Here is an 11,411-nt window from a genome sequence, read left to right as displayed (position 1 = left end):
CAGGCGTAGTCCTCCTGGAAGGGGTTCGTGCGCGTGACCTGCCGCGCTTCGTCCAGGTCCGGTCCCGCCACGAAGTAGTCGGGCGAGTCGTCGAACCGTTCGCGGCGGAAGGCGTACACGTCGGCATCCTCCGCCTTGAGCAGGCCACCCGCGAACCGGGCATCCGCCCAGACCAGCGGCTCGGGCGTCTCTCCGCGGCGGCTGCGCGAGAAGCCGGCCTGCTTGGTCCACTCGCCGTAGGTCGAGTAGTAGAGAGGTTCATCCGCTGCGAAGGCGTTGGCCTCGCGGTCGACCCGCAGCACGCGGTGCCGGATCGAGTCTTCCGCCCCCTTCGTGAGCCGCCTCCCGCCCGACCCGTCCGGGTGCACCTCCCACACGTCGAAGCGGTCGTTCACGAGCAGCGCCGCGTCGTCCTCCAGCCAGCCGGCGATGCCGAACGGGGACATCTGCTCGCGGGTCGGCGTCCGGTCGAGGTCCACGAACGTCCCGTCGAGGCCTTCCGTCACGTTGCGGGTCTCGCCGGTGGCCAGGTCGTGCGTCCAGTAGTCGGCGCCCTCGAACCAGACGGCGTAGCGTGCGCCGGGGCTCGATCCCATGTCGATCGTCACCCGCTCGCGAACCAGTTCGCGGCGCCCCGTTCGCGCGTCGACGGCGTAGATGTCGTGGAACTGCTGGCGGAACATCGCGTTGACGTCGTACGGCGTCTCGTCGCGGGCCAGCACGTGGCGCCCGCCCTCCGCGATCTCGACCTGGTCCGCGTGGTCGCCCCCCAGGAGGAGAAAACCGCCGTCGGCCAGCTTCCAGGCGCCGAGATCGTGTTCCTGCCGCAGCCGGTCCTCGCGCACGCGCTGCTGAGGGACGGGATCGACGTCGAGGGAGTGCCAGATCTCGACGCCGGGGCTCTCCTCGTCGTCGCGTGCGGCCCCGTTTTCTTCTTCGGGGGTTTCGCCGTCCTCGCCGTCGCCGTCGCCCTCGCCGTCGCCTTCCCGTTCGCCCTCCTCTGAGCCCTCCTCTGAGCCCTCCTCTTCCGCGTCTTCGGCGGCGGTCTCGACCGGGATCCGCTCCTGGAGGCCGAGGAAGATCGTGGAGCCGTCGTCGGACCAGGAGGGGGCGCGGTGTTCGACGATCCGGGTGCCTCCGGGCAGTTCGGAGGGTTCCCGCGGGTCGAGCGCGAACGACCGCGGACTGTCGGAGTCCAGATCGCGCCACGCCAGAACCACATGGGCGGTGTCCTCGTGCAGTTCATCCTCGAACGTCTTGAGGACGGCGAGATCGGGGGCATCCTCGCGCCACGACAGCTCCCGGTAGGTCGCCTCGTCCGCGTCGAGCGAGCGGATGCGACCGGACGCCGGATCGTAGAGGCGGACGCCGTTGCCGACCCGATCCTCGGCGTCGACGGTCATGGCCAGCAGGCTCCCCTCCTCCTGCCAGGCGAATGCGGCAACGTTGCCGAAGCTCATCGACTCGTCGCGCGTCAGGTCCCGAACCAGGACGTCGGCGCCGTCGCTCTCGCTCTCGTCGGAGCCGTAGCGGCGGAGGGCCAGGTATCGCCCGTCATCGGAGAAGGAGAACGACTGGATCGCCTCGATCTCCTCCCCTTCTCCCGTCCGCAGGTTGAGGAGGCCGACGCCGTTGCGGACGGGGTCTCCCCTCTCACGCAGCCGGTCGCGCTCGTCCGGGGAGACGCCGATGGCGTACGCGAGCCAGCTTCCGTCCGCGCCGAACCCGGGCCGCGCGCCTTCCGCGACGACGACGACCGAATCGGAATCGGTGCGGTGGACTTGAAGCTCCGACGTCTCGTCCACGCGACGGACGACGACGGCGAGCCAGAGTCCGTCAGGCGAAAGCGATGCCTGGCCCAGGCGCTCCCACTGGTCGTAGTCGTCCGCCCCGAGCGTGGGTCTTTCCTGCGCGGCCGCCCTCGACGGGAGAAACGCAAGGGTGGCGGCGAGGGTCAAGGCGAGGAGGGCAGGGATCCCTCGGGGCGTGTTCGGCATGGGTGCTTTTCTCCTGACTTGCGGTGACTCCGTGGTGACTCCGCGGCGGACGCCCGGCGCACTGCATGGGTCCGCGTCCCTCCAACATGCGCGGACAGCCGCCATGCTCGGCAAGGGTGTCCCTCGCTGCTTGAGAGGTGATTGATGGGTCGAGCGATCCACGACGTAGCGGGAGCGGTGATCTTGACGCCGTTTTCTGGCTAGAAATATAATCTAGACATAACATTTAGACATATAATTCAAACATGGAGCAGATCGATGACCGAATGGCCGCTGCATGACGCCAAGAACCGCTTCAGTGCCGTGGTCACGGCCGCCGTGGCGGGCGAGCCGCAGCGCGTGACGCGACACGGCAAACCGGCCGTTGTCGTGATCTCCGTCGGGGAATACGAGAGGCTTCGGCGGCTGGAGGGGGCGACGGCCCCGTCCTTCGCCGAACTTCTGCTCTCGATGCCCGGCGGCGGCGAAGACGTGGAGCGACTCGAGGTGGCCCCGCGACCTGTGGAGTTGTGATGTTCCTCCTGGACACGGACGTGCTGTCCGCGCACCGCCGGCCGGATCGCACACCGGCCATCGCGAACTGGCTCTCCAGCCGGAGAACCGTGGACCTACATCTGAGCGTGGTCTCCATCGGCGAGATCGAGCGGGGCATCGCCCGGCAGCGCGCTCGCGACGCGGCGTTCGCCGAGGCGCTCGCCTCCTGGCTGGACCGCGTGCTCCGGCTGTACGGGGATCGCATCCTCGGCATAGACGCTCCGACGGCGCGGCGCTGGGGCCAGTTGTCGGCCTCGATCGGTCATCAAGGGGCGGATCTGCTCATCGCGGCGACCGCCCTCGAGCACGGTCTGACCGTGGTGACGCGCAACGTCCGCCACTACGAGCCGACGGGCGTCTCCGTGCTCGACCCATCCACCCGGCTGCCGTCGGAGTAGTGTCGGCGTGGCGTGACGAGTTGGGCGGCGCGGGTCCAGATGGCGTCGAACATGGGTTCGGTGAGGGTGCCGGTGAAGGTGTTCTGCTGGCTGGGGTGGTAGGAGCCGATCAGCAGGCGGCGTCCGATCCCGACCTCCACGCCGTGGCCGAAGCGGGGCGCGGGACGCGGGACGGCTTCCCCGCGTTCCCGGAAGATTCTCAGTAGCGCGGCGAACGAGAACCCGCCCAGGGCGACGATGACGGGCGCGGTGGCGAAGAAGTCGAGTTCGCGCTCGAGGTAGCCCCGGCACCGTTCGCGCTCCCCGGCGGTGGGCTTGTTTGCGGGCGGGGCGCAGCGCACGGCGGCGGTCACCCAGGCGCCCCGGAGCACCAGCCCGTCGTGCCGGGCGGTCGAGTCGGGCTGCGAGGCGAACCCGGCGCGGTGCAGGGCGCGGTAGAGCCAGTCGCCGGACCGGTCGCCGGTGAACATGCGCCCGGTCCGGTTGGCGCCGTGCGCGGCCGGGGCGAGTCCGACGATGAGGAGACGCGCGGCCGGATCGCCGAAGCCCGGCACCGGACGGCCCCAGTAGGTGTCGTCGCGGAAGGCGGCCCGGCGTTCCCGCGCCACCCGTTCGCGCCACTCGACGAGCCGCGGACACTTCCTGCAGGCTGTGACTTCCCGCTCGATCGCGCCGAGAACCGGGTCCGTCAAGCGCCGTCCGGCCGCGGAAGGCCGTACATCAGCCGGTAGAGCACGGCTTCGAGGCGCTGCGACCAGCGGACCGGGGCCGGGAAGCTGGCCCGGTGCAACGTGGGCACCTTGGCGGAGCGGACGCCGGCCAGGTTCGCCGACGCGATGTCCGTGAAGTACTGGTCCCCCACCATCAGCGCCGCCGCCGGACGGTCCGCGACGTCCAGCTCCGCGAGCGCGGCCCGCACGAGCCGGCGGCTCGGCTTGCGGATCGGCCGCAGGTCCCCGGGGGTCCCGTCGGCGGCGGACGAAGCCGCCGCCGCGCCGGGGCCGCGCCACGACTCGCGCGGTCCGCGGCGGACGCGGAAGGCCGCCCCTGCCCCGGTCTCGTATCCGAGCACGACCGGGATCGCGGGGAAGATCTCCCCCAACTCGGCGAAGCGCGCCTCCTGGCAGTTGGAGACGATCGCGTGCCGCAGCCCCGGCGCCCGGAGCAGATCCTCGAACGCGGCCGCGAGCGCCGGATCCACCCGCCCCGCGTGGTGCGCCATCAGCGTCCCATCCACGTCCCACAGGACGGCCTCGACGCCCAGATCGCGCAGGCGCCGGGCGCTCAGGCCGTTCACCGAGTCGAGGTGGAACGTCGGCCGGATCCTGCGCGACATGCTCGCGAGGCGCGGGAGGAGCCGCCGCGCCGTCTGCATCCAGGTCGCCTTCATCGGAGCGCCCTCAAGGGGCGTCCCGCGCCATCGGCGGCGTCAGTTCGCCCCCAGGATGGGATCCTTCTCTCCGATCATCTCCCAGCGGGTGAGGACGATGGGGATGACCCCGACGTCGTAGAAGGCGTCGAAGAACCGCTTCACGCTGAATTCCCCGCCCTCCTGGATGGCGTACTCGGAGAGCAGTTCCTCGATCTGGACCTTCCCGGTCACGTAGCTCGTCCCGTACCCGGGCTGCCGCAGGTAGAGGCTCTGCTCGCCGCGCACGAGGGCGCCGTCCGGCAGCCACCCCCGCGGCGTCCACTTCATGGCGTGGGCCACCGCCTCCTCCATGTCGAACACCTCGCCGTGCAGGTAGAGGCCGCTCAGCGCCCGCGCCGCCCGCTGCGCCAGCATGATCCAGGTGAGTTCGCGCGACCGTGGCGAGCCCTCGAGCAGCCCGAGGTGCATGAACATCTCCTCCACCCCCGTGGCGAGCCCCTCCGAACGGGAATCGAAGATGTTGTAGAGGGACGGCGTGGCCCGGATCGGACTCGCGTGCGGGTCCACTCGCATGCGCGCGAGTTCGATCCAGTGGTGCATGTGCGGCCGGAAGGAGTCCGGGTCGCGGTAGTTCACCTCGGAGAAGAAGTTCCGGATCTCTCCGGGTTCGGCGGGCGTGAAGCTCCCGTTCACGGCGCGGAGGGCGGGGTCCATCCACTCCTCCGTCGTCTCCACCTCCTCCTCGTCCAGGAAGCGCATGTAGCGGTCGACGGACTCGTTCAGCCTCCGGTCGTACTCCTCGGCCGAGGCGATCCGCTCGAGTTCGGGGAGGTGCCGGTTGCGGTTCTCCTCCAGCCGCATCGAAGCGTGGGCGCGGGCGAGTTCGCGCCGCATGATCGTGACCTGTTCCTCCCACGAATACGGGACGAGGTGCACGTTCTGCATGTACCACGTGTAGTTCTCCCGCCCCACCCCGGAGGGTCCGGTGCGCGAGGGCGCCTCCTCCTCCAGCCACGCGATGAACGCCTCCGAGGCGGCGCGCGCTTCGGAGATGGACCCGTCGAGCGCGTCGCTCGTCCCGGCCACCCGCACCGCAAGGTTGTCGAGATCCCGTATCTGGCCCCGAAAGGCCCGGGGTCCGGCCAGCCACAGGTCGCGCGCGTTCGAGTCCGCGAGGTTCCCGCGCGCCTGCTCCAGGAGCGCCGGGGTCGCGCCGATGCGGCCCGCGAGTTCGGCGGCATCCGCCTCCGAAAGCGGATAGTCGTACGTCCAGAGGTCGATCCAGCCGTGGATGACCGCCCCTTCGTGGGCCGGCACGTCGCTCTCCGCCGCGAAGATCGTCACGTAGAAGGCGGGGTCGCGCGCCCAGGGGCGGCGCACGCGGTGATCGAAGTCGAGCCCGTTCATCTCGGCGCGGACCAGGTGCCAGTCGATCTGCTCCGGCACGGACCAGCCCTCCGGGGCGCCGCTGCCCAGCCGCGCCTGCCACCCCGGGAGTTCCTGCTGCTGGCGCGCCATCGCCGCCGCCGAGTAGTCGGGCACGCCATCCGCGAACTCGGGGCGCTCGAAGGCCCGCCACTCGTCGAACAACGCGACGAGGTCCGCGTGCGAGTCCGGACCCGCGGCCGCGGCCGGGTCCGCCCGGTCCGGCGCCACCTGCATGAGAAGGTAGGCGACGGCGAGAACCGCGATTCCCGCAAGGATGAACGAGGGGCGGAGTCGACTGCGAGCCATGGTGCCTCCCTGAGGGTGTAACCCGCGGATCGTTTGATACATAATGACACTTGGTGTGGTGTCTCAGAAATCCGTGAGCCTGCGGCGGGTGTCGAGGCGCCGTGTCCCGCAGGTGCCTGGACGGGGGAGAATGGCCATGAAAGCGCAAACTTCGTTCCTCGCCGCGGCGGCCGTCGCAGTCCTCGCTTCGACCGGCCCGGCCGCGGCTCAGGAGCCGCCGGACACCGTGGTCGTAGTCCAGGAACTCGAGGTCGTCGTAGGCTCGCGGGCCGGTGTCGCGGATCCCGCTACGCTTCCCGTTCCCGTGGACATCTACGGCGCCGAGGAAATCGCCCGTCTCGGAGAGATCGACCTCGGTGAGGTGCTCGGACGCATCGCGCCGTCCTTCAACTCCACGCGTTTGTCCGCCGGCGACGGCGCGGCCCTCCATGTGGCGACGCTCCGCGGCATGAACGGCGACCAGGTGCTCGTCCTCGTCAACGGCAAGCGACGGCACGGCGTCGCCTTCGCGAAGGTGCTCGCGGTGTCCGGGCAAGGGACGACGGGGACGGACCTGCGCGCCATTCCGGTCCACGCCATCGAGCGGATCGAGGTCCTGCGCGAGGGTGCGGCTTCGCAGTACGGCTCCGATGCCATCGCCGGCGTGATCAACATCGTGCTCAAGGACGACGCCAGCGGCGTCAGCGCGTCCACCTTCCTCGGCCGCACATCGCGCGGTGACGGGATGCGGCTGTTCACGTCGGCCAACGCCGGGGTTCCGCTCGGCGACGGCTTCTTCAACATCACGATGGAGGTCGCGCGGCAGGAGGTCACGAACCGGGCGGGCGCGGCCCCCACCTGCTTCGGTCCGGATCCCTCCTACGGCCCCTGTGCGGATGGCGGGAAGGTCATCCAGTTGCAGCGTAACGGCGAGCCCGATTACACGGGCGCGGGCTTCATGGCCAATGCCGCCATCCCGGTCGGCGAATCGGCCGAGTTGTACGCCTTCGGGGGATACTCCGCGCGCGAAGCGGTCTCGGACGGCCTGTACCGCAAGGCGGACTGGGTGCCCCGCTCGGTCAGCTACGTCTATCCGGATGGCTTCTTCCCCATCGAGGAGTCGGACCTCATGGACAAGTCCGCGGTGGCGGGGCTGCGGGGCGACGTGGGCGAGTGGTCGGGAGATCTCAGTCTCGGGTTCGGGCACGGCCGGTTCGCCTTCGGCGCCGCGAACTCGATCAACCCGTCCTACGCGGCCGAGTTCCTGGCGGGGAATCCCGGAGCCGACGGCGCCTCCATCGCGGCCAACGCCGGACCCCGGAACACGTTCAGCGGCGGACTCAACGTGCGGCAGTGGACGCTGAACGCCGACGCGACGCGGGAGCTCGAGGTGGGTTCGACCCCGGCGTTTCTGGCGGTCGGCGGGGCGTTCCGGCGAGACTCCTACTGGATGGAAGCCGGCGACCGGGCCTCGTGGGCGTGCGGACCGAGCGATACGCCCGGCAGCTTTCCGGCGGCCCATCACCAGAACGACGGGACGGTCTACGCGAGCTGCGGGATCCAAGGCTACCCGGGCTACAGCACGACCTCGGCTTCGCTGAGCGAACAGGACCGCAACAGCGTCGGAGCGTACGCGGACATGGAGTTGCGCTCGCCGAGCGGACGCACGCTGGGCGGCGCGCTTCGTTTCGAACACTACACCGACGCCGGAAGCTCGCTGACCGGAAAGCTGGCCGGCCGCGTGGCGCTGGGCGAGACGGGCGCCGCGCTCCGCGCCGCGGTCTCCACCGGCTTCCGGGCGCCGCGACTCCCGCAGCGGGGCTTCAACACGATCGGCTTCGTGGGCGGCAGCGAGGGCCTGGTGAGCGCCGGCTTTCTGCCCGAGGGCGATCCGATCGCCTGCTCCGACTTCGGGGCCTGCTCGCTGGACCACGAGACGTCGCTCAGCTTCACGGGCGGACTCGTCTACTCCACGGACGCCGGCCTGCTGGTGACGGCGGACTACTACCGCGTGGCAGTCAGCGACGCGATCGCCCTGACCCGGAGCCTCGATCCGAGCCACGGGCTGCGGCCCGGCGCGCAGTTCCAGGGTCGGCCGGTGGACGCGGTGGCGTTCTGGACCAATGCGATCGACACGCGCACGCAGGGCTTCGACGTGGCGGCGACCTGGCGCTTCCGCGGCATGGACTGGGGGGCCGCGGACCTGTCGGCCAGCCTGCACCGGAACAGCACCAAGATCACCGCGAACCGTAACGAGGACTTCATCGGAGACACCCAGCGGACCCTCATCGAGGACGCACAACCCGGACAGCGGATCGGCGTCAGCGCCGATGTACGCTTCGCACGAGGTTTCGGCGCGAGGTTCGGCCTGAACCGGATCGGCTCCGTCACGACCCCGTTCATCTTCGAGGAGAACGTCACGATCAACGCGGCGACCATCGCCGACCTGGAGGTCAGCTTCCGGGTGGGCGATCGCATCCGGGTGGGCGTCGGCGCCAACAACCTGCTCGACCGCCTGCCGAACCGGCTCCCGGACGACGCCGTGGCGCAGCTCTGGACGATGGAGTACCCCTCGGAGTCCCCCTACGGCGTGGCGGGACGCCTCTGGTACGTGCGGGTGAACCTGCTCGGAAACTGAACGCGGCCGGGCGGCCGCAGCGAGAATGACCCCGGCTGGACTCGAACCAGCGGCCTCGGGATTAGGAATCCCGCGCTCTATCCGCCTGAGCTACGGGGCCGTGCCGGGAAACTAGCGGGCGGGCCGGAGGGCGGCCAAGATTGCCGTCCCATGGAACCTGTAGACACGCTCATCCTCGGCCCTCTCGTCGTCACGATGGACGCCGGGGAACGGATTCTCGGCGCGGGCGCCGTCGCGGTGCGGGACGGCGAGATCGTCGCCGTCGGGACCCGCGAGGAACTCGAGGGCTGCGACGCCGCGGAAACCATCGACGCGACGGGCCGCCTCCTGATGCCGGGGCTGGTGAACGCGCATACGCACTTGGGCGATTCCCTCTTCCGGAGTCTCGTGGAGGAGTTGCCGCTCGAGGCGTGGCTGGAGCGTCTCTGGATTTCCGAGCGCGCGTTCGTCAGCCGCGAGAGCGTCGAACTGGGGGCGCGGCTCTCGCTGGCGGAGATGGTCCGGAGCGGGACGACGTGCGCGCTCGACATGTTCTGGTTCCCGGAGGCCGCGGCCGACGCGGCGGTCGGGGCCGGCTTCCGGCTCGTCACCGGGCCGATCTTCTTCGACTTCGACGGACCCGACGGCGTCTCGGTGGAGGACAGGATCGCGACCGGCGAGCGCTGGCTGGAGCGCTACGCGGAGGAACCGCTGATCACTCCCTGCGTGCAGCCGCACAATGCGCTCACGGTGTCGCCGGATGGTCTGCGGGCGGCGCGCGACCTCGCCGACCGTGCCGGGACTCTCTTCCACACGCACTGCTCCGAGACGGCCACCGAGGTGCGGCAGACCATCGAACGCTTCGGGCATACGCCGGTCGCGCACCTCGATGAACTCGGCATCCTCGACGCGCGCACGGTGCTTGCGCACTGCGTCCACCTGGACGACGACGACTTCGTGCGCCTTCGGCGCGCGGGGGCGGCGGTCCTTCACAACCCGCTCTCCAACCTCAAGCTGGGTTCCGGCATCGCTCCCGTCGCGCGCATGCTGGAGGAGGGCATCCCGGTGGCCCTCGGCACGGATGGGCCGGTGAGTTCGAACGATCTCGACATGTGGACCGCGATGCGCTTCGCGGGGCTGTTGCAGCGGGGGGTTCACATGGATCCGGTCATCACGCCCGCCCACGAAATCGTCCGCATGGTGACGACGGTCGGGGCGGAGGCGCTGGGGCTGGGCAACCGCGTCGGACGGCTCGCGGAAGGCTACCGGGCCGACCTCATCCTCATCGACCTCGACCGCCCGCACCTGACGCCGATGTACGACGTGTACGGACATCTCGTCTACACGGTGGGCCGCGATGACGTCCGCTCAGTGATGGTCGATGGCCGCTGGGTGATGCGGGACCGCGCGCTGGAGACGATCGACGAGCCCGCCGTCCTCGCCGATATGGGGCAACTGGCCGCTGAAATCGAGCATCACGCCGCTCGCCTCGAACCCGCCTGAGTCAGGGGGAAGGGACGATTGCGGGGAGGATGCGGTCCTGGAGCGCGGTCCAACTGAAGAGGTCGGGTTGCTGGTGGAGCGTCCAGCCGTTGAAGACGGAGATGAGGTCATGTTCGGGCACGATGTGGATGAACTGGCCTCCGTATCCGTTCCCCGCGAATACCTTCGTTTCGCCATCCTCGTGCACCGGTACCCACCACTGGTACCCGTAACCCGTGTCTGGCCGGTCGTTGTCGGGGGCCACGTCGGGGACGACGGGTGAGGTCGAGGTTTCGACCCATTGCCGGGAGACGACCTGCCGGCCGTCCCATTCCCCGCCCCGGAGCATGAGGTAGCCGACGCGGGCGAGGTCGTGGGTGGAGAGGTAGAGGCCACCCTCGCTGTCGACTTCGCCGTCGGGGGCGATCTTCCAGTAGTACTCGTCGATCCCGATGGGGCGGAAGAGGCGTTCCTCCGCCCACGCGTCGAGCCGCTGTCCGGTGGCCTCGCGCACGACTTTCCCCAAGAGGACGCTCACGCCGTCGTTGTAGTCGAAGCGGGTGCCGGGGTCCGTCCCCACGGGTTGCGCGACGACGTAGTCGATCCACCGGTCGCTGGCCTCCAGTACGACGGTTGGGTGGGTACCGTCGTCGTACGTCTGGCCGGGGACCGCCCAGTCGATCCCGCTCCGCATGGTGAGGAAGTCCTCGAGCGTCGTGGCGGCGCGGCGAGGGTGGTCGAGATCGACGCCGTACGCCTCGAACCAGGGCCACGCCGACGCTTCCGCGCCCGGGATGTGGCCCTCGTCCACGGCGATGCCGAACGCGACCGAGGTCACGCTCTTGGTCACGGACTGGAGCGAGTGCAGATCCGTGTTCCGGTAGTACGGGTGCCACGAGGGGTGATCGTAGTTGTACTGGTGGTCCGCCGTGTCCTCCTGCGCGGTGAGTAGTTCGGCGTACCGCGCGCCGTGGTCCCAGCGGCGGTCCGCGATCACGCGCCCGTTGCGGATGAGGAGAAACTGGTCGATGAGGCCGTAGCGTCCGGCGTCGATGTCGGCGATCAGCGAGTCGATCGCGGCCGGGTCCACTCCCTCGGCCTCCGCCGTGGAAACGGGCCACGTCTCTCCTGGCCAGCCGGGCCCCGCACTCGTAGCGCAGCCCGATAGGAGGATCGCGCCCGAGAGAAGGATCGCTCGCGAGAGGAGAATCGCCCCTTGGCGGAGGGAAACCATCAGCTTCCCTAACCGTGCATCCGGGGGTGCAGATTGTCATTCCGATTGACAATCTGCACCCCCA

Annotated in this window: 9 protein-coding genes and 1 tRNA gene; 4 read left to right on the top strand and 6 right to left on the bottom strand. The window is 69.8% G+C overall.

All coding sequences use genetic code 11. From position 1 onward, the window contains the following. On the bottom strand, positions 1–1,997 hold a 1,997-nt coding region (locus OXN85_07875), incomplete at its 3' end, for a S9 family peptidase (GenBank protein MCY3599873.1). 258 nt (positions 1,998–2,255) lie between these two features. On the opposite strand from OXN85_07875, the gene OXN85_07870 reads away from it, so the two are divergent. Further along, on the top strand, positions 2,256–2,510 hold the full coding sequence (locus OXN85_07870) for a type II toxin-antitoxin system Phd/YefM family antitoxin (protein ID MCY3599872.1): 255 nt from the start codon (positions 2,256–2,258) through the stop codon (positions 2,508–2,510). Then, positions 2,510–2,929, top strand: coding sequence for a type II toxin-antitoxin system VapC family toxin (locus OXN85_07865; GenBank protein MCY3599871.1), 420 nt, complete (start codon positions 2,510–2,512; stop codon positions 2,927–2,929). Before OXN85_07870 ends, OXN85_07865 begins: the two co-directional genes overlap by 1 nt. Here OXN85_07865 and OXN85_07860 read toward each other — a convergent pair. From OXN85_07860 to OXN85_07850, 3 genes are read right to left on the bottom strand one after another with little or no spacing between them, the layout of a single operon-like run. Next, on the bottom strand, positions 2,872–3,621 hold the full coding sequence (locus tag OXN85_07860) for a uracil-DNA glycosylase (GenBank protein MCY3599870.1): 750 nt from the start codon (positions 3,619–3,621) through the stop codon (positions 2,872–2,874). The genes OXN85_07865 and OXN85_07860 overlap by 58 nt on opposite strands. Beyond that, positions 3,618–4,319, bottom strand: coding sequence for an HAD hydrolase-like protein (locus OXN85_07855; GenBank protein MCY3599869.1), 702 nt, complete (start codon positions 4,317–4,319; stop codon positions 3,618–3,620). Before OXN85_07855 ends, OXN85_07860 begins: the two co-directional genes overlap by 4 nt. A gap of 39 nt (positions 4,320–4,358) precedes the next feature. After that, positions 4,359–6,035 carry a DUF885 family protein gene (locus tag OXN85_07850; GenBank protein ID MCY3599868.1) on the bottom strand — a complete coding sequence of 559 codons (1,677 nt, stop codon included), beginning with the start codon at positions 6,033–6,035 and terminating at the stop codon, positions 4,359–4,361. Between the two features lie 136 nt (positions 6,036–6,171). On the opposite strand from OXN85_07850, the gene OXN85_07845 reads away from it, so the two are divergent. Then, entirely contained in the window at positions 6,172–8,652 is a 2,481-nt protein-coding gene (locus OXN85_07845) for a TonB-dependent receptor (GenBank protein MCY3599867.1), read from the top strand. Positions 8,653–8,678: 26 nt separating this feature from the next. Here the strand turns inward: OXN85_07845 and OXN85_07840 are convergent. Beyond that, positions 8,679–8,752: transfer RNA gene (locus tag OXN85_07840), tRNA-Arg, on the bottom strand. 50 nt (positions 8,753–8,802) lie between these two features. Here OXN85_07840 and OXN85_07835 point away from each other — a divergent pair. Then, positions 8,803–10,134 (top strand): amidohydrolase, encoded by a 1,332-nt coding sequence (locus OXN85_07835; protein MCY3599866.1) that lies wholly within the window; start codon positions 8,803–8,805, stop codon positions 10,132–10,134. A gap of 1 nt (position 10,135) precedes the next feature. Here the strand turns inward: OXN85_07835 and OXN85_07830 are convergent, their stop codons facing one another. Further along, positions 10,136–11,203, bottom strand: coding sequence for a serine hydrolase (locus OXN85_07830; protein ID MCY3599865.1), 1,068 nt, complete (start codon positions 11,201–11,203; stop codon positions 10,136–10,138). Positions 11,204–11,411 lie beyond the last annotated feature (208 nt).

Source organism: Candidatus Palauibacter australiensis (assembly GCA_026705295.1).
GTDB classification, from domain to species: Bacteria; Gemmatimonadota; Gemmatimonadetes; order Palauibacterales; family Palauibacteraceae; genus Palauibacter; species Palauibacter australiensis.
This window is presented reverse-complemented; position numbering and strand designations above follow the sequence as displayed.